Origin of the sequence: Neobacillus notoginsengisoli (assembly GCF_003515685.1) — a bacterium.
Lineage (GTDB): Bacteria > Bacillota > Bacilli > Bacillales > Cytobacillaceae > Bacillus_D > Bacillus_D notoginsengisoli.
Genome location: NZ_QWEG01000006.1, coordinates 211,370 through 237,389 on the forward strand (window position 1 = coordinate 211,370; position 26,020 = coordinate 237,389).

At 44.8% G+C, this 26,020-nt stretch carries 22 protein-coding genes and 1 other annotated feature; of the genes, 9 read left to right on the plus strand and 13 right to left on the minus strand.

All coding sequences use genetic code 11. From position 1 onward, the window contains the following. Positions 1-27 precede the first annotated feature (27 nt). Together ezrA and refZ are read right to left on the minus strand one after the other, a co-directional pair. Positions 28-1,716: a septation ring formation regulator EzrA gene (ezrA, locus tag D1B31_RS11255; protein ID WP_118920878.1), complete on the minus strand. Its 1,689-nt coding sequence runs from the start codon at positions 1,714-1,716 to the stop codon at positions 28-30. Between the two features lie 368 nt (positions 1,717-2,084). Then, positions 2,085-2,714, minus strand: coding sequence for a forespore capture DNA-binding protein RefZ (refZ, locus tag D1B31_RS11260; RefSeq protein WP_118920879.1), 630 nt, complete (start codon positions 2,712-2,714; stop codon positions 2,085-2,087). Between the two features lie 165 nt (positions 2,715-2,879). On the opposite strand from refZ, the gene D1B31_RS11265 reads away from it, so the two are divergent. Continuing rightward, positions 2,880-3,362, plus strand: coding sequence for a GAF domain-containing protein (locus tag D1B31_RS11265; RefSeq protein WP_118920880.1), 483 nt, complete (start codon positions 2,880-2,882; stop codon positions 3,360-3,362). A gap of 260 nt (positions 3,363-3,622) precedes the next feature. Here D1B31_RS11265 and megL read toward each other — a convergent pair whose 3' ends face one another. Continuing rightward, complete coding sequence (gene megL / locus D1B31_RS11270) at positions 3,623-4,807, minus strand: methionine gamma-lyase (RefSeq protein WP_192894769.1); 1,185 nt, start codon at positions 4,805-4,807, stop codon at positions 3,623-3,625. A 110-nt stretch (positions 4,808-4,917) separates the two neighbouring features. Between megL and D1B31_RS24240 the strand changes: the two genes are divergently transcribed. Then, positions 4,918-5,127: a hypothetical protein gene (locus D1B31_RS24240; protein ID WP_118920881.1), complete on the plus strand. Its 210-nt coding sequence runs from the start codon at positions 4,918-4,920 to the stop codon at positions 5,125-5,127. A gap of 75 nt (positions 5,128-5,202) precedes the next feature. Further along, a complete protein-coding gene (rpsD, locus tag D1B31_RS11280; protein ID WP_118920882.1) occupies positions 5,203-5,805 on the plus strand; it encodes a 30S ribosomal protein S4 in 603 nt (200 codons plus the stop codon). 75 nt (positions 5,806-5,880) lie between these two features. Here rpsD and D1B31_RS25185 read toward each other — a convergent pair whose 3' ends face one another. Together D1B31_RS25185 and tyrS are read right to left on the minus strand one after the other, a co-directional pair. Beyond that, complete coding sequence (locus D1B31_RS25185; RefSeq protein WP_420846092.1) at positions 5,881-6,054, minus strand: DUF6954 family protein; 174 nt, start codon at positions 6,052-6,054, stop codon at positions 5,881-5,883. 607 nt (positions 6,055-6,661) lie between these two features. Next, on the minus strand, positions 6,662-7,912 hold the full coding sequence (gene tyrS, locus D1B31_RS11290) for a tyrosine--tRNA ligase (RefSeq protein ID WP_118920884.1): 1,251 nt from the start codon (positions 7,910-7,912) through the stop codon (positions 6,662-6,664). A gap of 234 nt (positions 7,913-8,146) precedes the next feature. Continuing rightward, positions 8,147-8,360, minus strand: a binding site (T-box leader). A 142-nt stretch (positions 8,361-8,502) separates the two neighbouring features. Between tyrS and D1B31_RS11300 the strand changes: the two genes are divergently transcribed. Then, entirely contained in the window at positions 8,503-11,286 is a 2,784-nt protein-coding gene (locus tag D1B31_RS11300; protein WP_118920886.1) for a transglycosylase domain-containing protein, read from the plus strand. Further along, the gene (locus tag D1B31_RS25035) at positions 11,276-11,410 is read left to right on the plus strand and encodes a hypothetical protein (protein WP_275670716.1); all 135 of its coding nucleotides are present in this window, start codon (positions 11,276-11,278) and stop codon (positions 11,408-11,410) included. The genes D1B31_RS11300 and D1B31_RS25035 overlap by 11 nt, the downstream gene beginning before the upstream one ends. A 69-nt stretch (positions 11,411-11,479) precedes the next feature. On the opposite strand, the gene acsA is transcribed toward D1B31_RS25035, so the two are convergent. Beyond that, the gene (gene acsA, locus D1B31_RS11305; protein WP_118920887.1) at positions 11,480-13,195 is read right to left on the minus strand and encodes an acetate--CoA ligase; all 1,716 of its coding nucleotides are present in this window, start codon (positions 13,193-13,195) and stop codon (positions 11,480-11,482) included. Between the two features lie 210 nt (positions 13,196-13,405). Between acsA and D1B31_RS11310 the strand changes: the two genes are divergently transcribed. The 3 genes from D1B31_RS11310 to D1B31_RS11320 are packed head-to-tail and all read left to right on the plus strand — an operon-like array spanning position 13,406 to position 15,855. Beyond that, on the plus strand, positions 13,406-14,038 hold the full coding sequence (locus D1B31_RS11310) for a GNAT family N-acetyltransferase (protein ID WP_118920888.1): 633 nt from the start codon (positions 13,406-13,408) through the stop codon (positions 14,036-14,038). Positions 14,039-14,050: 12 nt separating this feature from the next. Then, positions 14,051-14,698: an acetoin utilization AcuB family protein gene (locus tag D1B31_RS11315; RefSeq protein ID WP_118920889.1), complete on the plus strand. Its 648-nt coding sequence runs from the start codon at positions 14,051-14,053 to the stop codon at positions 14,696-14,698. Next, the gene (locus D1B31_RS11320) at positions 14,695-15,855 is read left to right on the plus strand and encodes an acetoin utilization protein AcuC (protein WP_118920890.1); all 1,161 of its coding nucleotides are present in this window, start codon (positions 14,695-14,697) and stop codon (positions 15,853-15,855) included. Before D1B31_RS11315 ends, D1B31_RS11320 begins: the two co-directional genes overlap by 4 nt. Positions 15,856-15,897: 42 nt before the next feature. Here the strand turns inward: D1B31_RS11320 and ccpA are convergent, their stop codons facing one another. The 5 genes from ccpA to D1B31_RS11345 form a co-directional block, all read right to left on the minus strand. Then, entirely contained in the window at positions 15,898-16,896 is a 999-nt protein-coding gene (gene ccpA, locus D1B31_RS11325) for a catabolite control protein A (protein WP_118920891.1), read from the minus strand. A 198-nt stretch (positions 16,897-17,094) separates the two neighbouring features. Continuing rightward, positions 17,095-18,165: a bifunctional 3-deoxy-7-phosphoheptulonate synthase/chorismate mutase gene (locus tag D1B31_RS11330; protein WP_118920892.1), complete on the minus strand. Its 1,071-nt coding sequence runs from the start codon at positions 18,163-18,165 to the stop codon at positions 17,095-17,097. Positions 18,166-18,833: 668 nt separating this feature from the next. Continuing rightward, on the minus strand, positions 18,834-19,157 hold the full coding sequence (ytxJ, locus tag D1B31_RS11335) for a bacillithiol system redox-active protein YtxJ (protein ID WP_118920893.1): 324 nt from the start codon (positions 19,155-19,157) through the stop codon (positions 18,834-18,836). A gap of 104 nt (positions 19,158-19,261) precedes the next feature. After that, the gene (locus D1B31_RS11340) at positions 19,262-19,756 is read right to left on the minus strand and encodes a YtxH domain-containing protein (protein ID WP_118920894.1); all 495 of its coding nucleotides are present in this window, start codon (positions 19,754-19,756) and stop codon (positions 19,262-19,264) included. Between the two features lie 13 nt (positions 19,757-19,769). Beyond that, the gene (locus D1B31_RS11345) at positions 19,770-20,249 is read right to left on the minus strand and encodes a DUF948 domain-containing protein (RefSeq protein WP_118920895.1); all 480 of its coding nucleotides are present in this window, start codon (positions 20,247-20,249) and stop codon (positions 19,770-19,772) included. Between the two features lie 484 nt (positions 20,250-20,733). Here D1B31_RS11345 and D1B31_RS11350 point away from each other — a divergent pair, with 484 nt between their 5' ends. Next, complete coding sequence (locus D1B31_RS11350; protein WP_118920896.1) at positions 20,734-21,849, plus strand: aminopeptidase; 1,116 nt, start codon at positions 20,734-20,736, stop codon at positions 21,847-21,849. 36 nt (positions 21,850-21,885) lie between these two features. Here D1B31_RS11350 and murC read toward each other — a convergent pair whose 3' ends face one another. Together murC and D1B31_RS11360 are read right to left on the minus strand one after the other, a co-directional pair. Beyond that, positions 21,886-23,187: a UDP-N-acetylmuramate--L-alanine ligase gene (gene murC / locus D1B31_RS11355; RefSeq protein WP_118920897.1), complete on the minus strand. Its 1,302-nt coding sequence runs from the start codon at positions 23,185-23,187 to the stop codon at positions 21,886-21,888. 184 nt (positions 23,188-23,371) lie between these two features. Beyond that, complete coding sequence (locus tag D1B31_RS11360; protein WP_240035245.1) at positions 23,372-25,885, minus strand: DNA translocase FtsK; 2,514 nt, start codon at positions 25,883-25,885, stop codon at positions 23,372-23,374. Positions 25,886-26,020: the final 135 nt, after the last annotated feature.

The following is a 26,020-nucleotide window of genomic DNA, read 5'->3' on the forward strand; positions in this document are numbered from 1 at the left end:
GTATGCGGGCACATCGGTCCTTGAATATTAATCATTTGAAATAAAGGTTTCAATCTTTTTAATTGCCCCTGGATCAATTTCTTCAATGGATGTAGCCGCCTGCTCGAGGGCTGTCTGGTAATCGAAATTCCTAAAAGATTTTTCAGCCTCCGAAAGTCCTTTCGCTACAGAAGGATATTTGCTGCGATATCTGTTGCCGTATTGAATGACCCTCTCGGCAAGTTTGACGTTTTCCACCATTTCCTTGGTCGTATCCGCCAGCTTCTCAATCGTCAATTGGGCAATTTCCAGATGCTGTTTTACTCCATTCACATCAAGTGGCTTTTCCTCAAGCTTCTCGATAACTTTCTGAATGCTTTCGTTTCCATCCTCCAGCAAATACGTGTACTCCTCGGGAAGGCCTGGAATATTGCTCCTTGAAACAAGCCTAGTCGTATCGGTGATTTTTCTCATTAGCTCCCTGACAGCTTCTTTTGCTTCCATTTCATCTTTCCTAAGATCGCTCAACTTTCTCGAGAAATTCAGTTGGTCTGTGTGGAACGCTTCCAAATCGGCTCTAATCTCTTCCAATTCAGTGCTAAGTGAGGTTTGGGCAGTTTCATTGAGATTTATTTTTTCCTCCAAAATTTCAAACCGCGTTACAAGGTCAGCTAACTTCTTTTCAAGTTTTCTTTGAAAAGCAAGTTCATTGTCCGATAAATGGTACGTTACCTGGACATGGGATACTTCGGATTTCAGCTTTCCATTTGCCTCCAAAATCCGTTCGAGTACATCGCTCGATACATCCTTTTTCTCCAGAATAAAATGTTTTGCATGTACCTCTTTTTCCAATAGATCCATTAAGTAGTCAATACGGCCTCTAATATTTATCGTGCCTTCCTCAACTTTTTCGATCTGGACATCTTCAATCAAAGACATATAGACGGCAAGTTCTTTTTCAAGCTTATCTGCCTCTGTTTCAATCTCCAGATGTTCAAGATAATAGCCTTGTCCAGTCATTTCCTTTTGTCCGGCTCTTAATTCAGCTATTTGCGAAGGCAGCAACGACTGGCATTCAATCAACAGCTGGGGAATTCGGTCCATTTGAAGATGGATATCTTCGAGCTGCTTTCTAAGGCTTAGGACAATCTCCCTTGCCTGGAGGTAATCACCATGATTTGTCCTTTCCTCAAACTCCTTGAAGTTTGCCATTGCTTCATCAAGAATTTGTTCAAGCTTCTTTTCAGCACTACCGTAACTGAGCCTATGAGCGAGCAGGGTTTTTCTTGATTCCCTGTACAGTTCTCTCAATTCTTCAATTTCAACCTTGTTTTTCTCTTCGCTGCCAACGAGCTCCTTGAGCTCTGTCAAAATTCGTTTAATCCATTCCTCTATTTCCTCGAGTTTTGCATGAATTGCACGCTGAACCTCTTTTGCTTTGCCAAATCTATACTTATCTATGTACTCTTCCCCATCAAACAGCATTTCTTCCAGATCGGGCAGCATGACAGTGACAACCTCATCCCACTCACTCCGCCAGCGCTCGAACATCTCCTCTGTCTGGCCGGTCATATTCAGCTGCTTGACCCTGGACATCTCGGCTAATACAGGTCTGTCCATAATATCCAGCTTCCAAGCTTCGAGCTTGTCGATTTCCTTATAATGTTTCCTTTTTATAAAATATCCTATGATAAATAATGCAATAACAAGGAAAATAAATCCGATAATGAGCTCCATACGATCCCCCTGTTTCCTATGTAAACGAACAAAAGTCGAATTTTGATATAAAAGTTCCAGAATACCTTATTCTGATTGCCTTTATGATAACATGGAAACGACATTTTTTGACTATTAATTTCATATTTTTTTGAAATACTGCATTTTTGGCCGCAACCATGCTGATAAAGCGTGCGAACCATAGAGAGTTATGTTCAATTCAACTACAATGATGGATGAATTGCAAATGATTCACTTACACACAATGGTGGAATTTTACCCAGGGGGTTTCGGGGCAGGAAAGAGCATAAAAATGCGAACCGCTGCACGAATATAACCTCCCACGAACAGCCGTCCGCTAAAAAGCTTGCTTATTTAATTACAGGATATCAACTGACCGCTGAGGGAATTCCAACAGTTGTACTCAAAATCGTACCTTCAAGCCACAGTTCTATCTGCTCCAAATATTTCTCCGCAAAATAGCGTTCATGCGGAAAGACATGGAGAACTTCGGTTATATAATGAGGATTCAGGAAAGGCATTGTAAGAAGCCCCTTTAACTGGATTAACGCATAATCTGGGGAATGTTTGCGGAATTCGCCTCTTTTCATTCCCGTCTCCAACATTTCCTGAAAGTAGTACTTTTCCTTTTGAAAGTAAGTGGACATAATTTCTCTCACTATTTGGGAATCGAGCGACATTTCCCTTGCAATAAAGCGGGACATCTGGATATTGGAACATTGGAAATAGAGGATATTTTCCAATGCTTTTTTTAGGCAGGCAGCAGCCCCGGAGTCTAACAAAGGGAGTGACTCCTCGATTTGTTTGATGTACCGTTCAAAATAATCGGTAAAGCAATATTCCAACAGGCCTAGCTTATTATCAAAATAATAACTAATGGTAGATGGGTTTGCATTTGCTTTTGCCGCAATGTCCCGAATCGACGTTCCGGCGTAACCCTTCGTATTGAAAAGTGCTATAGCTGCAGTGACGATTGCTTTTTTAGAGTTTTTCCGCATATGCCAACCTCCCCGAATGAGCATCTTCCAATGAAAGATCTCCTTCCTTACTCTTTCTGTGTCACCCCTGGCGAGTCCTTTATGAAAATGTCGACATTTTCTCCCCTTTTCATGCAACATTTGTTAGAATTAACAGATAATCTCTCAAAGGTAAGGTGAATCATGATGTTTGATGTCGAACGATACAGTGGCACTCGCCAAGAAAATTATGCACTAGTAATAAAGCAGCTACATTCCCTTCTCGAAGGAGAGAAAAATGTAATCGCCAACCTCAGCAATGCTTCAGCGCTGCTCAACCAGTTCCTTGACAGGATCAACTGGGTCGGCTTTTATCTTGTGGAAGGAGAAGACAAATTAGTTCTCGGTCCGTTCCAAGGCTTGCCTGCTTGTATGAGGATTCCATTTGGCAAAGGGGTCTGCGGTACTTCTGCTGCAAAAAAAGAAACGATTCGGGTTGAGGATGTCCATCTTTTTCCTGGCCACATTGCCTGTGACGCCGCTTCCCAATCGGAGATTGTCATTCCGTTGGTGAAGGAAGGCCGCCTCTTGGGTGTCCTAGATATTGATTCCCCCGAAAAGAACAGGTTCGATGAACTTGATCAGGAAAAGCTTGAGGAATTTGCTGCTGCTCTAGTCAAATATCTTTAGCCAGAACAAAAGCGCAAGCGCCTTGGTCATCGCCGTACAAACTGGAAGGGCTTCGACTGAGATAAAGGAATCACGAAGAGCGTTAGCGCATTCGTGCATGACTTATCGTAGGGAGGAGACCTGAAGTTTGCTAGGCGCTGAAGCAGGATGCTTCGATTGATAAGTGAGTTATCCACAGTTGGAAAATTTAAAGTTTCCTTAACAATTAAAAGGCGGAGGAACCGTTTATAGGATCCTCCGCCTTTTTTAATAATCAGTTATTAAGCTTTTTCGAGGGCTTGTTCAAGGTCATCGCGAATGTCTTCCCATGCCTCTAGTCCAATTGAAAGCCTGATAAGGGCGTCTGAAATACCCATCTTTTCCCGGTCCTCTGGCGATACACCCGAGTGAGTCATTGTTGCGGGGTGCTGGACAAGTGTTTCCGCATCACCAAGGCTGACAGCAATTTTGATTAACCGCAATTCATTCATGAATTTCAGCGCGGTTTCCTTCGTCCCTTCTATCGCAAAAGAAATAAGTCCGCCCGGCTGTTTCATTTGTTTTTTTGCAATGGAGTAATCTTTTTTTTCAGAATCACCCGGATAATAAATAGCCTTGACTTTGGTATGCTCTTTTAAATAACGGAAAATCTTCTCGGTATTTTCGCAGTGCCGATCCATTCTGACTGCCAATGTTTTTATCCCTCTCAGCAAAAGCCACGCATCAAAAGGAGATAGGACTCCACCCATATCTTTTTGCGCCGACATAGCGACTTTTTTCATAAAATCAGCTTTTCCCGCAGCTACACCAGCAATGACATCACCATGGCCGCAAATATACTTCGTCGCACTGTGCAAGGAAACGTCACACCCGAGTTCGAGCGGATTTTGCAAATAGGGGGAGCAAAACGTGTTATCAACAACAACCGGAATCCCTCTTTCCTTCGCGACTTCAGCAACCATTTGCAAGTCCACCAATTTCATGGTCGGATTAATTGGGGTTTCAATGAAAATACAAGTTGTATTCGGCCGGATTGCTTCTGTAACTTCCCGAGCTGACTCCATCGGTGAAAAACTATGTCCAATCTCAAAACTTTCCTCCATAAGCTTTAATAAACCGTACGTACAGCCATACACTCCCTGGGAACAAAGAACATGGCCGCCTGTTTTTACGAGTGAGAAGAGAATCGCCGACACGGCAGCCATGCCTGAAGAAAAAGCAAGTGCAGATTCCGCGCCTTCAAGCTCGGCTATCCGCTTCTCAAATGCTTGAACAGTCGGGTTTCCGAGCCGGGTATAAATATAACCATCTTCCTCCCCGGCAAATCTGCTTCCTCCTTGCTCCGCTGTGTCGAACACAAAGGTTGACGTTTGAAAAAGCGGGGGAACCAAGCTGCCTTTATAGTCCCTTGGCGAATAGCCTGAATGAATCATCCGTGTTTCCAATCGAAAATTGTCATCAACCACACAAACCCCTCCTGTTTGTAAACGCTTCCAAACTACTCTACTTTTAGGATAATGTATATCTGAAAAAGATGAAAGGGATATTGATAAAATCCTTTAGGTGAAACTGTCCCTTGACTAGTAATGTAAAAGAGTTATATAATGGTCTTTGTGTAAAATATCGCAGCCTATGTGAACCCATTATGGAATCCATTTTGTTCCTCACCGGAAAAGCAGAAGCATTTGCAACACGAGAAGCGGACTACTCCGCTGGCAACAAGACGATTAATTTCCTGGTGATGGTGCATCTTGTAACCCTATGCTGCTGGGGCGAGGGTGCATGAAAACAAAATGGCCTGTAATGCTGATTCATACGGTTTTTATTTTACAAAATAAAAACACGCAAGGAGGAGTCTCTTATGGCTCGTTATACCGGCCCAAGCTGGAAACTGTCCCGTCGTCTGGGAATTTCCCTGACTGGAACAGGAAAAGAATTAGAAAAGCGTCCTTACGCACCAGGACAACATGGTCCTAACCAACGCAAGAAGCTTTCCGAATACGGATTGCAGTTACAAGAAAAGCAGAAGCTTCGCCACATGTTTGGCATGAACGAGCGCCAATTCCGCACTTTGTTCAACAGAGCAGGTAAAATGCCTGGCGTTCACGGCGAAAACTTCATGATTCTTCTTGAATCACGCCTTGACAACATTGTTTACCGTCTTGGCCTTGCCCGCACACGCCGCGCGGCACGCCAGCTGGTAAACCATGGCCACATCCTTGTAGACGGTTCCCGTGTCGATATTCCGTCTTACCGCGTTTCACCAGGCCAATCAATCAGCCTGCGTGAAAAATCCCGCAATCTGGATGTCATTAAAGAAGCTTTGTCAGTGAATAATTTTGTTCCTGACTATCTGACTTTCGATGCAGACAAGCTTGAAGGTACATTCACACGCCTTCCTGAGCGTGCGGAGCTTCCTGCCGAAATCAACGAAACACTTATCGTCGAGTTCTATTCCCGTTAATAGGAACTTTACAGAAAAACCCCTGTCCATGCCGGACAGGGGTTTTTTATACATCCGGCAGGCTTTTGCAGCCCGCTATTTCCGGAACACTATTTTTTTATAAAGAATTGAAAGAAGGATATAAATGATCACCACAATGGCAGCTGTAAAAAATCTCTCCTTTGGGACACCGTCAGCCATGAGCACTGGCCCGAGACCAAAAAATGTAACCAGGGCAAAAAGTGATAGAAAGAATATATTCCACAACATCCTCAACCCAATCACCCCTTTTACATAGTAAACGCTTCATAGCCCGTACTTGTTTCTGCCGGCCAAGCCCATTTTCCTAAAAAATGCCGCTCGAACAGCTAGGAGCATCTGGTACTTTGAGGATTAAAGAAGGTTTAGCGACCGAACAGCAAGGGGCGGACTGGCCTTCGGGCTCTAAACGAAGACTTAGCGACCGAACGGCTGTGGGCAGACCGGCCTTCGGGCTCTAAACGAAGACTTAGCGACCGAACGGCTGTGGGCAGATTGGCCTTCGGGCTCTAAACGAAGACTTAGCGACCGAACGGCTGTAGGCAGACTGGCCTTCGGGCTCTAAACGAAGGTTTAGCGACCGAACGGCAAGGGGCAGAGCGTCTTTCGGGCTCTAAGGGTATTTTTTTATAAGTTGAACTGTGGTCAGTCCTTTTTTGAGGCAGCAAATCCTACGCTTTTGCTCCGTGCGATGCTAATACTTCCGAAGCTTCCCTTTGTGGAGCTGGATTACTAAAACTTATTTCCATTTATCCACAAGGATAATATTTTATTATTTCCTAAACCACAAAAAAATGCCGCAAACAAAGTTTACGGCAAAAGGTTCCAAATTACTCTATTAATAATTGATCAAGTAGTACCTTTTCTTTCCCCTTCTCACAATAGTAAACTGGCCTTCAATCTTGTCAGCCTCAGACAGCACATACGCAGAGTCCGTTATCTTTTCTCCATTCACTGAAACCGCTCCGTTTGTAATATCTTCACGGGCCTGTCGTTTGGATGGGGAAATTTTCGCAGCAACCAATAGGTCTACAAGAGTTTCTTCACCTGCAAACTGGTAAGAAGGAACATCTTTGAATCCTTGTTGGATTTCAGACGCGGAAAGGTTTTTCACATCACCGCTGAATAATGCTGCCGTGATTTTCATTGCCTGGTCAAGTGATGCCTGGCCATGGATAAGGCGGGTCATTTCTTCTGCAAGGGCCTTTTGCGCCCTACGCAAATGCGGCTCATCCTGTACCGATTTCTCAAGCTCTTCAATTTCCTCATGTGACAGGAACGTAAAGTATTTCAGGTATTTAACAACATCTGCATCCGCTGTATTGATCCAGAATTGGTAAAACTCGTACGGCGTGGTTTTTTCAGGGTCAAGCCAAACAGCGCCGCCCTCTGTTTTTCCGAACTTGGTGCCATCCGCTTTTGTTACTAATGGAATGGTAAGGCCGAATGCTTTCGGGCCATCCGGAACCATTTTACGGATTAACTCGAGTCCTGTTGTTATATTCCCCCATTGATCGCTTCCGCCTATTTGAAGGCGGCATTTATGATTCTCATATAAATGTTTAAAGTCCATCCCCTGCAAAATTGTATACGTAAATTCAGTAAACGATATCCCTGTTTCGAGGCGGTTTGCGATTGTATCCTTAGCAAGCATGTAGTTAATGCCGACATGCTTCCCATAATCCCTCAGAAATGTGATGACATCTAGGTTTTTTGTCCACTCATAGTTGTTGACCATAACCGCGCCGTTTTCACCTTCAAAATCAAAAATATTCTTTAGTTGGGAAGTCAGGCGCTCAACATTGTGCTGAACCATATCAATTGTTTGAAGCTGCCTCTCCTCAGACGGCTTCGGGTCGCCAATCAGTCCTGTCGCTCCGCCGACAAGGACAATTGGGCGATGTCCCTGCTCCTGGAATCTTCTTAATGTTAAAAACGGCAGTAAATGGCCAATATGCATACTGTCTCCAGTTGGGTCCATCCCGCAGTACAAAGAAATCTTCTCTTTTTCAAGCGTTTCTTTTATCCCGTCCTCATCCGTCTGCTGGTATATAATGCCCCTCCACTGTAAATCCGCCAATAAATCCATCATAATTCCTCCTGTTTTTTCAAAGTGACTGTGTTTAAGGCTGATGATAATTATTAACCACGTTGATTAGAAGCGAGGGACACCGACTCTGGCGGGATGCAGCGGCAAGGTGGAGACCCCACAGGCGCTAAAGCGCCGAAGAGGCTCCACTGACGCCCCGCGGAAAGCGTGTGCCCGTAGTGTAAATCAACAGCCATAATTAAAAATACGCAAAATAAAACGCCCCTGCAGAAATGCAGGGACGCGAAATCGCGCGGTACCACCCGGCTTGAGGAAATAAGCTTCCTCCAACTCTTGAGATAACGGCTCAACACCGTCGCCGACCAAAGACAAATCGGCAAAAAGCTCCGGGCTGTAATTCGCTTTTCCATTTGGACTGCCTTTCACCAACCGGCAGTTCTCTTAAGCCAAGGATGGAAAAACTACTGAATCCTTTCATTGCTTTCATTCTAAATGATTTATATATCTTTTTACCACACAGTAATAATATTTGTCAAATCCTCGTTATATTTTAGGGATTTTCTAGTAGATACACATTTTCTACACATGGTTTATGCTATAATGTATGTGATTTTGGAGGGATAACTTGTATGGATAATAAGAAACAGCGAATCTTTAAACAAGCAAAATCTGTGTTTACAAATAAAAAAACCGCCAAACGCGCGAGAATAGCCTACGGAGTCGCATGGAACCTCTTTCTGCTTTTCCTGACAATCGGTGTAGCAGGCGGAGTCTTTGCCGCCGGAGCGGGCGCGGGCTATTTTGCATCACTCGTAAAAGACGAGCCTGTTCGAAGCTACGAGACCATGAAAAAAGACATTTACAATTATACGGAAACTTCGGATGTTTATTTTGCCAATGATGTTTTCCTAGGGAAACTTCGGAGCGACCTTGACCGTGAGAAGGTAAAGCTGGCCGATGTTTCTAAACACCTGACTAACGCCGTCATTGCTACAGAGGACGAATACTTTTATGAACATAACGGAGTCGTTCCGAAGGCAATCATGAGGGCCGTGCTGCAGGAAGTTACTAACTCCCCAATCCAGTCTGGGGGAAGCACGCTGACTCAACAACTAATAAAGAACCAGATTTTAACGAATGAAGTTTCCTTTGAGCGGAAAGCGAAAGAAATTCTCCTCGCACTCAGGCTTGAGCGTTTCTTTGAAAAAGAGGAAATTTTGGAAGCATATTTGAATATGGCCACTTTCGGCCGAAACGCTTCTGGCCGCAATATCGCCGGGGTCCAATCGGCTGCCAAAGGGATTTTCGGCGTTGATGCTAGTAAGTTGAACCTTGCCCAGTCCGCCTTTATCGCCGGCCTGCCGCAGAGCCCTTTTGGGTATACGCCTTTTACAAGAGACAAGCAGGTTAAAGAAAATTTACAACCTGGCCTCGACAGGATGAAAGTCGTCCTGAAGAGGATGTACAATGGCGGGTATATTACCGAGAAAGAATATAAAGAAGCACTTGCGTATGATATTACAAAGGACTTTACCAAGCCTTCAGCTGACCCTCTTGAAAAATACCCATATGTCATGGTCGAAGCGGAGCAGCGCGCAGTTGAAATTCTTACTAAAATCCTGGCAGAAAAAGATGGTGTTACTGAAAAAGAACTAAAAGAGAATGATGAAACTTATCATAAATACTTCATCCTTGCCGGGCGGGAGCTAAAGCAAAGTGGCTACAGTATTCATACCACGATTGACAAGACTCTTTATGACGCCATGGAGCAGGCAAAGAATAAATACCCTTATTTCGGCCCCGACAAGCCGCAAGTAAAGCTTGATCCGGAGACAAAGAAAGAAGTTACTGTCATGGAGCCGGTTGAAGTCGGCGCCATCCTGATTGAAAACAAAACAGGGAAAATCCTCAGCTTTGTCGGCGGGCGTGACTTTAAAAAGCAGGAATTGAACCATGCATCGAGGGCGGTGCGCGGAAACGGTTCTACGATGAAGCCGCTGCTTGTTTTCGGGCCCGCCTTTGAGCTTGGCGCTGCAGCACCGGGAACCATCCTTCCTGACGTGCCGCTTCACCTTGACCCTAGCTCTCCAGGTAAAGTCTGGCCGAAAAACTACGGAGGCGGATACAGTGGACTGGCTACGGCCCGGTACACGGTTGCGAAATCGTATAACGTGCCTACCGTCAAGCTTTACAGCCAAATTCAAAGCAAGAATCCGGTCCAGTATCTTGAAAAGATGGGATTCACTTCACTTCATAAGTTTGACTATACAAACCGGGCCGCGGCGCTCGGCGCAATACAAAACGGTGTGACAGTTGAAGAAAATACGAATGCTTTTACGACTTTTGCCAATAGCGGAAAGTTCATTGATGCGTATATGATCGACAAAATTACCGATAAAGAAGGAAATGTCATTTACCAGCATAAGGTTAAGCCAACTGATGTGTTCAGCCCGCAGACAGCCTATTTGACACTCGATGTTATGAGGGATGTCTTTAAGTACGGGACGGCCGCCGGCGTGAAGAGCAGGCTGAAATTCAACGCGGACTGGGCCGGCAAGACGGGGACAGGGGTAGAATACCACGATTCCTGGCTTGTTGCTTCGAACCCGAACATTACATTTGGAGTCTGGACTGGATATGATACACCTAAGTCTCTTCAAGCGAGAGGAAGCCTGTCATACAGCCAGCGTACCAACTTCCTGTGGGCTTCGCTCCTAAATGCAGCCTATGACAAGAACCCTTCTCTCGTCGCACCGAAAGGCTCGTTTAAAATGCCGGGGGGACTTGTCCGGAGGTCATTCTGTGCGGTATCCGGTTCGCTTCCATCCGAAGCATGCGCGAGAGCAGGCCTTGTTGAGACAGATTTATTTAATGTGAAATACCTTCCGAAAAAAGTGGACAACAGCCTTGGTACAGGAAAGTTCGTCAAAATTGGTGACAAAAACTATCTAGCTTTGCCTTCGACTCCGAGTGATTTTGTAGAGACAGGGCTTGTCCTTAATCCCGATTTCATTAAAGCCTTGACCGGGAGCAATTTAAGGGATAATTCGGCCATTGTGCCTAAACTGAAAAGATGGTCGAATCTGCTCGTTCCAGATGCAAAGCTTCCGGAAAACGGTAAAACACCGGCTTCCGTCACCTTAAAGGCTTCGGGAAGCACATTGGCATGGGGTGCAGTAAAAGAGAGTGATATCATTGGTTACAGGGTTTATAAAGAAGGCGGATCCAAAGTAGCCAGCATCCGTGCCGGAACAGGTTTATCCTATCCAGCTAAAAATGGTACGTATTATGTGACTGCTGTCGATATTGCGGGCAAAGAATCTGCCCCATCGAACAAAATTACAATTGGCGGAAGCGCTCCGAAAAAAGAAGAATCAAAACCTGATTCAGATTCTGAATCTGATGATGAATAAGAAAAGCGGAAGAGCCCGTTCAGCGCCGTATGAACTGGAGGGCTCCGATGGAGATAAAGGAAACACGATGAGCGGAAGCGAATCGATGTTGACTTATCGTAGCGAGGGGACCGAAGTACACTAGGCGCTGGGCGCTGGAGCTGGACAAAACAAAACCGCACCGGGGTTCACAAACCCGGTGCGGTTTTCTTTATTAATCTTCCATTGTTGAAAGGTCTCCAGTTGGTAAATCAAGCTCCCATGCCTTTAGGACACGCCTCATGATTTTCCCGCTTCTTGTCTTTGGCAGCTTGTCGCGGAAGTCGATTTCACGCGGTGCCGCATGGGCTGCCAAGCCTTTTTTAACAAATTGCCTGATTTCTTCTTTCAGTTCATCCGTTGCTTCATACCCATCCCTTAACGCGACAAACGCTTTAATGATTTCCCCTCTGACAGGATCCGGCTTGCCAATGACCCCCGCCTCGGCGACAGCAGGATGCTCAACCAGCTTGCTTTCGACCTCAAATGGCCCAACCCTTTCACCTGATGTCATAATCACGTCATCCACACGGCCTTGGAACCAGAAATAGCCATCCTCGTCCATGTAAGCAGAGTCGCCTGTCAAGTACCAGCCGCCTGGCATGAAGTAGGATTCATACTTCTCCCGATTGTTCCAAATGGTATGCATCATGGCAGGCCATCCTTTTTGGATTGCCAGATTGCCCATCCGGTAAGGCGGCAGTTCCTCGCCCCGGTCATCCACGATGGCGGCCGTGACTCCCGGTATTGCCTTGCCCATAGAACCTGGCTTGATTGGCATGCAAGGGAAATTGCAAATAAGCTGAGCGCCAGTTTCTGTCATCCAGTAAGTATCATGGATACGTTTGTTGAAGACCTTCATCCCCCACTTAACAACCTCAGGGTTAAGCGGTTCTCCAACACTCAATACGTGTCGCAAACTGCTCAGGTCGTATTTCTTCACAATTTCATTACCGGCTCCCATCAGCATCCGGAATGCAGTTGGAGCACTGTACCAAACCGTGATGCCAAATTCTTCAATGACACTGTACCACGTTTCAGGGGAAAACCGTCCGCCAACAATAACGTTTGAGCCACCCAAGAGCCAAGGGCCGAATATCCCGTATGAAGTCCCGGTTACCCACCCTGGATCTGCAGTGCACCAATAAATGTCCTCTTCCTGCAAGTCCAAAACCCATTTGGCAGTCTGGTAATGCTGAATCATCGCATTATGGACATGAAGGACCCCTTTTGGCTTGCCAGTTGACCCGGAAGTGTAATGCAAAATAAGGCCATCCTGCCGATCAACCCATTCAATTTTCAGGTTTTTGTCAGCGTTTTCAAATTTCTTTTTAAAATCAATTGTCCTGTCATCCTCTTCAATACCGTCTCCGACCAGGAATATGTATTTCAATTCTGGCAAGTCCTTAGGCACCCTCTCCAGCAGCTCAGGTGTTGTAACAATGACTTTCGCACCGCTGTCTTCAAGGCGGTCCCTTACCGCTCCCTCCATGAATGCTTCAAACAGAGGGCCAACAATCGCTCCCAATTTGATTGCCCCTAGAACAGCAAAGTACAATTCAGGTGACCGCGGCATAAAAATAAAGACCCGGTCTCCCTTTTCGATATCCCCATAACCTTTCAGCACATTTGCGGCTTTGTTGGACAACTCCTTCATGTCCTTATACGTGTATTTCTCATTTCTGTTTTTGTCTTTGTAGTAAAGCGCCACCTTGTTTTTCCTGAAAGTCTCGGCGTGGCGGTCAACTGCTTCATAAGCCATGTTGACAAGCCCGGTCGTGTGCCAGCTGAATTCCTTTTCAACATCCTTCCAGTCGAAGGATTTGCAGGTTTCCTCATAATTAGCAAGATTGTGCTTCCCCTCAATGACAGGTAAAGATTCTATCTTCATTACTTCTCCCCCTTTACAAAGTTTATATTATTATAGTATAAATTAAACCTATTCACAATTTTAAAAATATTGTCTTGCTTTTTGCCTTCCGGCTGCTAGAGTTTCTATAATGAGCAGATTTTACAGAAAATTAAGTGAAAGCGCTTCACCTTCCCCGTTTTTATGTATAATAGATGTAAGATCAAGATAGCATTTGCAGGTGGTGAACTTGTGGAACACAAAAAAACGTATAATGCCAAAGAACTGAAGACACCAAATGGCCATTTAATTATTGAAGGGCCTATTTCCTCGGAAAAACTGGCAAGCTATGAGTTTCATGAAGACCTGACATCTTTCCGCCAGCCTCACCAGCAGCACAAAGCCTTAATAGAGATTGCTGCATTGCCAGAAGGCCGAATCATCATTGCTAGAAATCTCCATACAATCGTCGGGTATGCAACATACCTTTATCCCGATCCGCTTGAACGCTGGTCTGAGGGAAATATGGAGGATTTGATTGAGCTCGGCGCGATCGAGGTGATCCCTGAATTCAGAGGGTTTTCAGTCGGGAAAAATCTTCTCAAAGTATCGATGATGGATGACGCAATGGAAGACTATATTACCATCACAACAGAATATTACTGGCATTGGGATTTAAAAGGAACAGGCCTGAATGTGTGGGAATACCGGAAAGTAATGGAAAAAATGATGAATGCCGGAGGGCTTGAATGGTATGCAACTGATGACCCCGAAATTAGTTCCCATCCCGCCAATTGCCTGATGGCGAGGATTGGGAAAAGGGTGCCAACAGAGTCTATCCAAAAATTTGACCAGCTCCGGTTTAAAAACCGCTTTATGTACTAAGGGGGATTAACCATGATCTTGGAAGAAATCATGAAGAAAAAAGTAGCCACTTTAAAGCCTTCCAATTCAATTGAAGAGGCAATCCTGCTAATGGAAGGCCTCAAAATTCGGCATGTCCCTATTACCAATGAAGAAAACAAGGTAATTGGACTTGTGACAGACCGGGATATAAAGGAAGCAGCCCCTTCCATATTCCGCAGGGAAGAGCACATCGAGGATCTTCAGAAACCCTTGGATACGATTATGAAAAAAGATGTGATAACCGGACATCCTCTTGATTTTGTTGAAGAAACCGCCGCATTATTCTATGAGCAAAAAATCAGCTGCCTTCCCATTGTTCAGGAAAGCCGCCTTGTCGGCATTGTGACTGAAACCGATCTTCTCTACACATTGGTCGAATTGACCGGAGCCCACCAGCCGGGCTCCCAGATAGAAATAAAAGTGCCTAATAAAACTGGCACACTCTGGGAGATTGCCAACGTTGTCCGCAACCGTAAAGCGAATATCCAAAGTGTTCTCGTCTATCCCGACAAACAGGATGATGCCTACAAAATCCTTGTCATCAGAGTGCAGACGATGAACCCTGTCGGCCTGATTCATGATTTGAAGGCAGCCGGCCATCATGTACTCTGGCCGAATATACCAGGTATGCCCATATGAACGATTCTTGTGTTTTTGTTTATTCCGATGAACTGCTTACATACAATTTCGGCAGCAACCATCCTTTCAATCAGTTCAGGATTAAACTGACAATGGATCTGCTCAAAGAAGCAGGTGCTCTTGAAGACTCACATATCATCCGTCCAAGAGCAGCGGTTGATGATGAGCTGGCACTCATACACGACCCTTCCTATATACAGGCTGTTAAGCAGGCTGGAAGAGGGTTGCTTGGCAATGATACAGCGGAAAATTACGGTCTTGGAACAGAGGATACTCCTATATTTGCCGGAATGCATGAAGCAGGTTCCATACTGGTTGGCGGGACACTGACAGCTGTAGACGAGGTAATGAGCGGGAAGGCATTGCATGCCCTCCATCTTGGCGGCGGGCTGCATCACGGTTTCAGAGGTAAGGCATCAGGCTTTTGCATTTATAATGACAGCTCGGTTGCCATAAAGTATTTGCAGGAAAAATACAAAGCACGGGTATTGTATGTGGATACCGATGCCCATCATGGTGACGGTGTCCAGTGGTCTTTTTATGACGATCCTGAAGTCTGTACCTTGTCGCTCCATGAAACAGGGAGATATCTATTTCCGGGTACGGGAAATATTAATGAACGGGGCCAGGGGAAAGGCTACGGATTTTCCTTTAATGTGCCTTTGGACGCATTTACTGAGGATGAATCCTGGCTTCACTCCTATTCCACGGCATTAAATGAAGTAGCTGATTATTTTAAACCGGATATCATCCTGACACAAAACGGAGCAGATGCCCATTACTATGATCCGCTCACCCATTTATACGGAACAATGAAGCTTTTCCGTGAAATACCAAAGCTCGCCCATGAAATCGCCCATCGCTATTGCGAGGGCCGCTGGATTGCTGTGGGCGGAGGCGGCTATGATATTTGGCGGGTTGTTCCAAGGGCATGGGCGCTGATTTGGATGGAAATGACGGGCAAAGAAAACAGCAGTGGCAAGCTGCCGGAAGCATGGGTAGAACGTTGGCAAAAAAAATCCCCTGTGGAACTCCCTTATACATGGGACGATCATTCCGACCTGTATAAGCCAATCCCACGAAAGGCGGAAATTAACGAAAAAAACCTTCTTACACTTGAAAAGGCCCTTTATCCTATCCGTACAAGCAGGCAGTAATAATTTTATTCAAAAAGCCCGGGCGCTTGCCTGGGCTTTCGTTTAATTCGTCGATTTTCTGCTATCAATCCGATGCGGCAAGACAACAATATGCTCTTCCACATTTTCCTTATTCATATATTTCGTCAGCAGCCTCATAGCAACAGCCCCGATATCGTACAAAGGCTGCACAACTGTTGTCAACTGAGGGCGCACCATCATGGAAAGCCTTGTATTGTCCAAGGTGATGACCTCATAATCTTCAGGAACCCTAAAACCTTTGTCCAGGCCCCCATGAACAACACCAAGGGCCATCTCGTCTGATCCGACCATAATGGCTGTAGGGCGCACGTCCATGGACATCAGCTTCTCAATCGCTTCAATCCCCGAGTCATACGTGTAATCACCTTCGACTAAGAGGTCTTCATTATATTCAATTCCCGCTTCTTCAAGCGCTCGTTTATACCCGGTTAGTTTATTTTCACTGTTTTTCGGCTCATGGAGCGGCCCGATGACAAATGCGATATTTTTATGCCCGCGGTCGGTAAATTCTTTTACACTGTCATACACAGCCTGTTCATAATCGATATTGACTGATGGTATTTCTTGTGTCTGCTCGATTGAACCCGCAAGCACAATTGGGACAGGTGATTTTTTGAACTCTTCAACATGCTCGGGGGTGATGTTTCCGCTCATGAATACAAGTCCATCTACCTGTTTTCCAAGCATCGTATTCAGCAAATGCAATTCTTTCTCTTTATTTTGGTCTGAATTACTGAGGATAATATTATACTTATACATTGTTGCAATATCTTCAATTCCCCTAGCCAGTTCGGCAAAGAAGATATTCGAGATGTCAGGAATGATCACTCCGACAGTTGTTGTTCTTTTGCTGGCCAGCCCTCTGGCCACTGCGTTTGGCCTGTAGCCAAGCCGATCAATCACTTCCATCACTTTTTTTCTCGTAGCTGGTTTAACATTCGGGTTTCCATTTACTACCCTTGATACCGTTGCCATTGATACGTTCGCTTCTCTGGCAACATCGTAAATTGTTATATTCATTCACTAAACACTCCTTAAAAACAAGCCATTTTAGTTATTTTGCGGCAAAATCAAACATACTAGTCATCGTACTTTGTGAGCCCGTAAACATACTTGTTGTTTTTAATCATACGATATGCAGGAAAAAGCTGCAATGAATACTCCCTAAAAAGTCAGAAATGCCTTCTGTTCAGGGAACAGAAGGCAAAATCAACAAGACTATGAACGAACAAAACTGGTTGCGGTTATTTCATTGAAGAAATGGTCGAATTGCTTCAGGTTCATTTGCTGGGCAGAATCCGAAAGCGCTACAGCTGGATCAGGATGGACCTCCGCCATAACACCATCGGCGCCAATGGCAAGGGCGGCCTTTGCCGCAGGAATCAGTAAATCCCTTCTGCCTGTTGAATGAGTGACATCGACCATGACCGGAAGATGCGTTTCCTGCTTAAGGATTGGAACCGCAGTTATATCAAGGGTGTTCCGCGTTGCTTTTTCATACGTCCTAATTCCGCGTTCGCAAAGAATAATGTTTCCATTTCCCTGCGACATGATATATTCTGCAGCGTTGATGAACTCTTCAATTGTCGCTGCTATTCCCCGCTTTAGCAAAATTGGCTTGCTTGCCTGCCCTGCGGCTTTCAGTAATTCAAAGTTTTGCATATTCCTGGCCCCGATTTGAATGACATCAAGGTATTCTTCGGCCATTTCAATATCAGCAGGATTAACAATTTCACTGATAACTGCAAGATTATATTCTCGAGAAACCTGCTTTAATATTTTCAGGCCTTCCACTCCAAGACCCTGGAAATCGTAAGGAGAAGTCCTTGGTTTATAGGCGCCTCCGCGAAGCAGTTTCAGTCCTTTTTGTTGTAAATGCCTCGCAACCTGGGCGACTTGCTCATACGACTCGACAGCACAAGGGCCAAACACGAAATGCGGTTTGCCGTCACCGATGTTTTGACCGTTTACTTCAACTAGTGTATTCTCGGGATGTTTTTTCCTTGAAACAAGCAGTGCCTTGCTATGGTCATCTTTTTGCAACTCCAGGCTTGCTTTAAAAATCTCCTTAAAAATATGCTCAATGGTGGAATCCTCAAAAGGACCCTCATTTTTTTGTTTAATAATATCGAGCATTTTTCTTTCCCGAACAGGATCGAATCGGTATACCCCCTGGTTTTCCTTTACCCGGCCGATTTCCTGTGCCAGTCGTCCGCGCTCATTAATAATATCAAGCAGTTCCATGTTCAGTTCATCAACCCGTGAGCGCAGCTTATCTAATTCATTCATTCTCTTCCATCCTTTCTGTTCCCAACTACTGCCTGGCGTCTTGTTGATCATTAGGCTGGCAAAAGCCCTTCTTGCGAATTTTCGTATAATAGTGACTATTATACTTTATTGATAAAACTTTGTCACCCTTTTTTCTTTAATAATTAAACGCTTTTAAGCGCTAAAGTGATTTTGGAGGTTATATACATATATATTATGTCCCCATCAAAACGGAACTAAATACAAAAATTTTACTGGCCTTCATCAACGGCTGACGCTAGGTATTACCGAAAAATAGTGCCACGAATAGAATTCAATGTTCTCTTTTTAGGAGAAAATCTTAAAAGGCAATATAAGCGGAGAATTTCCCTCTATTTTAAAAAAAGGGGCTTATAGGGAAGATATAAGGGTAATAATTCCGCTTATCGTCTCTGGATATGGCAAAATTCAATGATTTGGATAAGATAGAGGGAAAAACTACTCTTATTTCAAGGAATATATAGGCATTTCCCAATATAAGGGGAAATTCTCCCTTTATTTTTTAAACAGATGGGGATCCACTTTTACATTCATAACAGGAATTGTTATTTATTATGTATTGCAGCCACATCTTCCTATAATACGGTGGCGGCGAGAATCTGCACCTGGTTGTTTCCTAACGAACGAAAAAGGCATCACGCGGATGCCTTTTAACTTATAGCGGCTTCAGCAAGAGACCGCTTTGTAATTTTCCAATGAGATGCGTTCCAGGCGGGCTTCCCATCAACAAAGAGAATTGCCTGTGGTGACTCATGCTCAATTCCATATTTTTCAGCAATGTAGTTTGAAAGCGGCCGGGATTCCTGGACAATCAGCATCCATGAAGGAATCTCTTCCTGACCTGCAAATTCACCGTACTCTTCGAATGCTGCATGTGAAATCGGGCAGGTACTGCTATGCTTCAAGATCATTACTTTCTTTTCCTTTTGCAAAACTTCCTCGAGCTGTTCAATCGATTCCAGTGTGTTGATCAATGGTTCCACTCCCCTTATCAATTATCTAGACATTAGAAAACGGTGAAGCAATCGTATCACTTCACCGCTTCTCCGTGCAAATATTTGGCCCGGGTGAAACTATTTTAGCTATTGTACTTACTCTCTTCCTCATCCAATGCTTCTTTAATATCCTCAAGCTTCTCCTTAACTTCCGTATCATCTGCAAGTGTCAGTTCCTCAAACGGCTTATTCGACATTTCCAACGGGATGTACTCCGTCTCATCTTCCTGTTCATCTGCGCCCTGCTCTCCAAGATTTTCAGTATTGCCCTTCACCTTATCCATCAAATTGGAAGATTGCTGGGCGACCGCCTGGGTAAGAGACGACGTTTTTTCTTTTGTCATCGTTGTGAGTTCATTTGTTTTCTCCACCATCGTGTCCTTCATTTGCGCTGTTCTTTCTTTAAGTACCGCAGCCTGCCCGGATACCGTTTCCCTCATCTCACGCCCTGATTTTGGAGCCAGGAAAAGGGCCGCAGCTGCACCAATCAGACCACCAATAACAGCACCTGTAAGAAAATCCCTTGAAGTAACATTCCGATCCTCGTAATCCCTCATATCATTGTCTCTGCCTGCCATACGAATTGCCTCCTTATTGTAATTTAGCCCTTTGTTTTTTGGGCTCAATCAATTCCCTCTTCACATCAGCCGCCGCGGCAGCCTGTTTCCTAGCATTCCACTTGTCCTTCAATTCAAGAAGAACATTGCTCCATTGGACAATTTGGGAAATTTTTTCTTTGTTCTGGTCAATCTGCCTGTCAACTGACCCAACAATCGTCTGTACCGATTGGTTAAACTTGTTGACTGACTCCCCGACACCCTTTACTGCATCTACGACTGTGTTCAAGCTTTCTGATTTCCTGTGTATATCATCCGCTAGAGCATTCGTTTTATGCAAAAGTACTGCCGTCTCCTTTGTCACGCCGTCCAGCTGTCCTTCAAGCCCAACAAGAGTCTTTGAAACACTCTCAAGGGTAACCTGGAGTGATTTCAATGTTTTCGATAAGGAAATGACCAATACGAGGAACGCAATGGCAATGACTGCCACGCTTAAATAAAGAATGATTTCCATATGTTACACCTCCGTTAATTACATTTACTTTTACCCGTACCTTTTCTCACTAAACAGGTACCTCTAATATTATTTCCATAAAACTATTTTTTTTCCTTCTAAAAGAAAAGAAATGTTTCCGCCAAGAATCGAGCCCATTTTATCAACATTATCTTTGCTTTCGGTTAAACTAAAAGGGACATATCTAAAGTAGTTGTTGATTTCCACTCCGGGCACACGCTTTCCGCGGGGCGTCAGTGGAGCCTCCTCGGCGCTTTAGCGCCTGTCAGTCTAGCTACAGCGCCTAGGGGCTCGGGGTCTTAAGCCAATCCGTCAAGAAGGCAAACTGCGCCTTCTGGCCGGCTTGTCTTAAGCCTGTCGCCCCACCAAGGCGCTTCCGCTTTTCATGGGGTCTCCACCTTGCCGCTGCATCCCGCCGGAGTCGGTGCCCTCCGCTTCAATCAACTTAGTTGCAAAAATAACTTAAACAATGGAGGCAGTAAACATGAAGGATCCAAGAATCTCAACGCTTGCCAAGAACCTGATCAACTATTCTGTCCAGCTCCAAAAGGGAGAAAAGGTATTGATCGAAAACTTCGGTCTACAACGCGAACTCGTAAACGCGCTTGTGAAAGAAGCCTATGTGGCTGGGGGATACCCATTTGTCCTGTTAAAGGACCATCAAGTTGACCGGTCACTCCTTCTAGGGGCACAGGAAGAGCAATATTCAATGATGGCTGATTTTGAAGCAGCAGTCATGAAAGAAATGGATGGATACATAGGGCTTCGTTCAGGGGACAACATTAGCGAACACGCAGATGTCCCGGATGAGAAAATGAAAATCCACGGCAAGACCATTGGCAAAAAGGTCCACCGCGATATTCGTGTGCCAAACACGAAATGGGTTGTCCTCCGCTACCCAACTTCTTCAATGGCCCAGCTGGCAAAAATGAGCACTGAGGGATTTGAAGATTTTTATTTTAACGTATGTAACCTTGATTACAGCAAAATGGATGAAGCAATGAACAGCCTTGTCGAGCTAATGGATCGGACGGATAAAGTGAGAATCAAAGGGCCGGGAACGGATCTAACCTTCTCTATCAAGGATATCCCGGCAATCAAATGTGCCGGCCGCCTCAACATTCCAGATGGTGAAGTGTATACCGCGCCAGTGCGAGATTCCGTAAATGGCGTCATTACTTACAATACTCCTTCGCCGTACCAGGGCTTTACTTTTGAAAATGTCAAACTGACATTCAGAGACGGAAAAATAGTTGAAGCCGAATCCAATGATACAGAGCGCATCAACAAAATTTTTGACACAGATGAAGGTGCACGCTATATCGGCGAGTTTGCCATCGGCGTCAACCCGTACATCCAGCATCCAATGCAGGATATCCTGTTCGACGAGAAAATTGATGGGAGCTTCCACTTCACACCTGGGCAATGCTACGATGATGCTTACAACGGCAACCATTCCAACATCCATTGGGACATGGTCAACATCCAGCGCCCCGAATACGGCGGCGGGGAAATCTACTTCGACGATGTGCTGATTCGTAAAGACGGAAAATTCGTTGTACCTGAGCTCGAGAAATTGAATCCAGAAAATCTAAAATAATGAAAAGGATGCAGGTCCGCCTGCATCCTTCTTATTTTACGCACTAAATGCTTTTTCGTATGCTTCCTGGAATTTCTGGATATCTCCCGCGCCCATGAAGATAATGACGCTTCCTTGATGTTCTCGAAGAATCTTAGTGCTCTCCTCTGAAATCACTTCGGCGCCGCCAATCTTCTCTTCCAGATCCTTAATTGTCAGCTTGCCATGGTTTTCACGTGCTGATCCGAAGATATCACACAAATAAACCTTATCAGCCAGGTTCAAGCTGTCGGCAAATTCCTGAAGGAACGCCTGTGTCCTTGTAAACGTATGTGGCTGGAATACAGCCACGATTTCTCTGTCGGGGTATTTTTGCCTGGCAGCATCCAGGGTTGCCTTAATTTCAGTCGGATGGTGCGCATAGTCATCGATGACCGTCTGGTCGCCTAATTCCTTTTCAGAAAATCTCCGCTTAACCCCTTCAAAGCTGAGCAACTGTTCCTTCACGATCTCAACATCAATTCCTTCATAGTGGCATAACGCAATGACCCCCAATGAGTTCAGGATATTATGATCCCCAAAGGAAGGAATGTAGAAAGAATCATAGAACGTATTACGGACAAACACATCGAAAGTTGTCCCTTTTGGGCTTTTATTGATATTCCGGGCCCGGAAATCATTATCCTCGTTAAATCCATAAAACAGTACCGGAACTTTTGCCTGGATTTTCTGCAGCTGTTCGTCATCGCCGCAGGCAAAAATTCCTTTCCTGACTTGAAGCGCCATCTCTTGGAATGCTGAAAATACATCATCTATATTTGCAAAATAATCAGGATGGTCAAAATCGATATTCGTCATAATTGCATAGTCCGGGAAATAAGAAAGAAAATGCCTTCTGTACTCACATGCTTCAAAAACAAAATAGGCCGCATCCTTCTCGCCTTTTCCTGTTCCATCGCCAATCAAATAGGAAGTGGGCTTAGCCCCTTTCATGACATGCGCAAGCAAACCGGTCGTCGATGTTTTCCCGTGTGCCCCGGTCACTCCAACGCTTATGAAGTTTTGCATAAAGTCCCCTAAAAAAGTGTGATAGCGAATCACTTGCAAACCTAACCTCACAGCTTCTTGAATTTCCTCATGAGTGTCGGGATATGCGTTGCCCGCGATAACAACCATGCCCGGTTGTATATTTTCTTTTTGAAATGGAAGGATCTTTATTCCAGCTTTTTCAAGAGCCTGTTGGGTGAAAAACCGCTTTTCGACATCTGAGCCCTGCACTTCATAATGCATGTCGTGAAGTACATGTGCAAGTGCACTCATTCCGGATCCCTTGATCCCCACCAAATGGTAAATAGTCATATAAAGAACCTCCAACAAACTTCTTTCTGTAAATCAGTATATGACAGGATACAGCGATTGCTAATTGGAAATAGTTGCCGTATCCTTGCTTTCTAAAACATATTATTAAATTATACCATGTTTGCCTTTGAAACACTAAATACTATTATTTACAGTATCTGCCCAAATGATTTTTACATACAGTTTAATATTGCACCGAACCGGCCGCCTGGATGGATTCCAGATCAGTCTCGGAAATCAGGACATCTCTCGGTTTGCTGCCCCTGGCCCCCGAAATATAGCCTGCTACTTCCATCATATCAATCAGCCTTGCCGCTCGGTTATAGCCTACTTTGAAACGCCTTTGGAGGCTTGAGGTCGAGGCTCCGCCCTGTTCAATGACAAACTCGCACGCCTCGTAAAAAAGCTCATCTTCCTCTTCGGTAACCTGTGCTTTTTTCAGTAGTTCTTCCTGCTCGAACAAATAGTTGGGGCTTCTTTGCTCCCGCGCAAAAGAAACGACCTTATCGATTTCGGCATCAGACACAAAGGTTCCCTGCAGCCTTACCGGCTTTGATGATCCATTCTCCAGAAACAGCATATCTCCGCGACCGAGCAACCGCTCGGCTCCTGAAATATCAATGATTGTCCTCGAGTCTACCTGTGAAGAAACCGAAAAGGCAATACGTGTCGGTACATTCGCTTTAATCAGGCCGGTGATGACATCTACTGATGGCCGCTGTGTAGCAATGATTAAATGAATGCCGCAAGCCCTCGCTTTTTGGGCGATCCGGCAAATAGCTTCCTCTACATCAGCAGGGGCCATCATCATTAAATCAGCCAGCTCATCGATAATGATAACAAGAAACGGCAATTTATCTGAATACCGCTTAGTCTCCATGGCGAGTTCATTAAAACGGTTAATATCGCGAACCCCCGCATGCGCGAATAATTCATACCGCTTTTCCATCTCTTCGACTGCCCATTTTAGCGCCGCCGTAGCTGCCTTAACGTCTGTTATAACAGGGCTGACAAGATGAGGAATCCGGTTATAAGGCGCAAGCTCAACCATTTTCGGATCGATGAGCAAAAGCTTCAAGTCATCCGGGCTCGCTTTGTAAAGCAGGCTGACTAAAATGGAATTAATACAGACACTCTTACCCGAGCCAGTTGCGCCGGCAATCAGGCCATGCGGCATTTTCTTCAGATCGGTGACAATCGGTTTCCCGGAAATATCAAGCCCCAGTACAGCTGTTAGTGGTGAAGCACTTTCCATGAATAAAGGGGTGCCGATGATTTCACTAATCAATACTGGCCGCGATTTTGGATTTGGCACTTCAATCCCGATCGTATGCTTGCCGGGAATCGGCGCTTCAATCCTGATGTCTCGGGCTGCCAGGCTCAATTTAATGTCATCAGATAGATTCGTTACCTTATTCACTTTTACGCCCGGTTCCGGCTGAATTTCAAATCTTGTTACAGATGGTCCCTGGGTTACATTGACCACTTTTGCACCAACATTGAAATTAAACAGAGTCGTATCCAGCATCTGCTTCCTCTCCGCAAGCCAGGCCGGATCTCCTTCAGCTTGTACCGGCGGGTTTAGCAAGGACAGGCCGGGAAATGAATAGTCATTGTCTATAACTGGTTTCACTTCAGGCGCGCTACTAGATGGTCCTTCTTTTATAAGCTCTTTCCTTGCATCTGGCAGAGGCGATTGCCTTCTCTCAGCCGCTTTTTGTTCCAGCTTTCTTTTATCTTGCTTCAGCATCAGAACATTGAAAGGAAGATGAGAGCGTGCTTTTGTAGACCGTGTTGTCGGTGAAGGAATCGTTTCCTTTAGAGCTGGTTTATCGGCAGTTGCCTCATCCACATCGAAGCTCGCTTCACTTTGACTCGCTGTAGTTTCAGTTAATGCGGATGAAGCTGTATGAACTGCCGAGGAATCGGCTTCAACTGCAGACTCCTGATTGTCTTCAGCTGTTTCCTCAACCAGCTCATCAAGTCCGGTCGTTCCTTTATAAGGACTAACCTCTGTTTCTTCCATCTCCCCAGAAGGTTCCATAAGAATGGCGTGCCCCTCTGTTTTGACCAAGGATTCCACTGCCTCAGGCAACGCAGGTTTTAAGTCAGTCTCATGTTCCTTCGTGGCTTCTAGTCCGCCAACCTCTGAAACACGTAAGACTGCTAAGGCTTCTTCTAATGAACAAGCTTCATTTTCCTGCTGCATAGAAGACTCTACACTGTCATCCTGTTGAAAATGGTCAGGAGTTTTTGCTTGTTCTATGTAAATGGAATCAATTGTGGAATCTTCCACGGAAATAAATCCATTTAATTCATATTCAACTTCTTCCTCTTTATTAACCTTTTCATTCGTTTTTGCAAAACCATAAATGGGGGAAGGGATGTAAGTTGGCGTAAACGGCCTGACTCTCTTAACTGGACGTTCATCGGTTTGTTGCTCTTTCACCCTGTTTTGGCTGCTTATTGGCTCCTGTTTTTTTTCTGAAGAAACATTTCTTTCCTCTCGATGAAGCTTTTTATCATCTGGAATAAGGGGGAAACGAAAATTTCCTTTTGGATATTCAAAAGCAACTTTCACATCAAGTTCCTTAAAGGAACGTCTCTCTCTTTGCTCGATACGGGATTCTATTTCATCGTTATATTCATCCTCAATGTCTCTAAATAACCTTTGGTACAAACTTTTAAATAAACTCAATTCTATCACTCTTTCCCAAAACTTCTTCTCTCTATTTTATCAGGATTTCGCGAAACTTCGACAGGATTCACCGATTATTAGCGAAAAAACGAATGAATAGTCCAATAGTAACACGTTTAGGAAAGAAAAGATGAT

What these genes read in the sequence shown, in the direction of transcription:
- tyrS (WP_118920884.1), bottom strand. Translation starts at nt 7,912, where the DNA reads ATGGATTTATTGGCGGATTTACAGTGGAGGGGCATTATATACCAGCAG.
- ezrA (WP_118920878.1), bottom strand. Translation starts at nt 1,716, where the DNA reads ATGGAGCTCATTATCGGATTTATTTTCCTTGTTATTGCATTATTTATC.
- D1B31_RS11350 (WP_118920896.1), top strand. Translation starts at nt 20,734, where the DNA reads ATGAAGGATCCAAGAATCTCAACGCTTGCCAAGAACCTGATCAACTAT.
- D1B31_RS25035 (WP_275670716.1), top strand. Translation starts at nt 11,276, where the DNA reads ATGATGAATAAGAAAAGCGGAAGAGCCCGTTCAGCGCCGTATGAACTG.
- D1B31_RS11330 (WP_118920892.1), bottom strand. Translation starts at nt 18,165, where the DNA reads ATGAATGAATTAGATAAGCTGCGCTCACGGGTTGATGAACTGAACATG.
- rpsD (WP_118920882.1), top strand. Translation starts at nt 5,203, where the DNA reads ATGGCTCGTTATACCGGCCCAAGCTGGAAACTGTCCCGTCGTCTGGGA.
- D1B31_RS11300 (WP_118920886.1), top strand. Translation starts at nt 8,503, where the DNA reads ATGGATAATAAGAAACAGCGAATCTTTAAACAAGCAAAATCTGTGTTT.
- D1B31_RS11265 (WP_118920880.1), top strand. Translation starts at nt 2,880, where the DNA reads ATGTTTGATGTCGAACGATACAGTGGCACTCGCCAAGAAAATTATGCA.
- D1B31_RS11340 (WP_118920894.1), bottom strand. Translation starts at nt 19,756, where the DNA reads ATGGCAGGCAGAGACAATGATATGAGGGATTACGAGGATCGGAATGTT.
- murC (WP_118920897.1), bottom strand. Translation starts at nt 23,187, where the DNA reads ATGACTATTTACCATTTGGTGGGGATCAAGGGATCCGGAATGAGTGCA.
- refZ (WP_118920879.1), bottom strand. Translation starts at nt 2,714, where the DNA reads ATGCGGAAAAACTCTAAAAAAGCAATCGTCACTGCAGCTATAGCACTT.
- D1B31_RS11315 (WP_118920889.1), top strand. Translation starts at nt 14,051, where the DNA reads ATGATCTTGGAAGAAATCATGAAGAAAAAAGTAGCCACTTTAAAGCCT.
- D1B31_RS11320 (WP_118920890.1), top strand. Translation starts at nt 14,695, where the DNA reads ATGAACGATTCTTGTGTTTTTGTTTATTCCGATGAACTGCTTACATAC.
- D1B31_RS25185 (WP_420846092.1), bottom strand. Translation starts at nt 6,054, where the DNA reads ATGTTGTGGAATATATTCTTTCTATCACTTTTTGCCCTGGTTACATTT.
- acsA (WP_118920887.1), bottom strand. Translation starts at nt 13,195, where the DNA reads ATGAAGATAGAATCTTTACCTGTCATTGAGGGGAAGCACAATCTTGCT.
- D1B31_RS11345 (WP_118920895.1), bottom strand. Translation starts at nt 20,249, where the DNA reads ATGGAAATCATTCTTTATTTAAGCGTGGCAGTCATTGCCATTGCGTTC.
- ccpA (WP_118920891.1), bottom strand. Translation starts at nt 16,896, where the DNA reads ATGAATATAACAATTTACGATGTTGCCAGAGAAGCGAACGTATCAATG.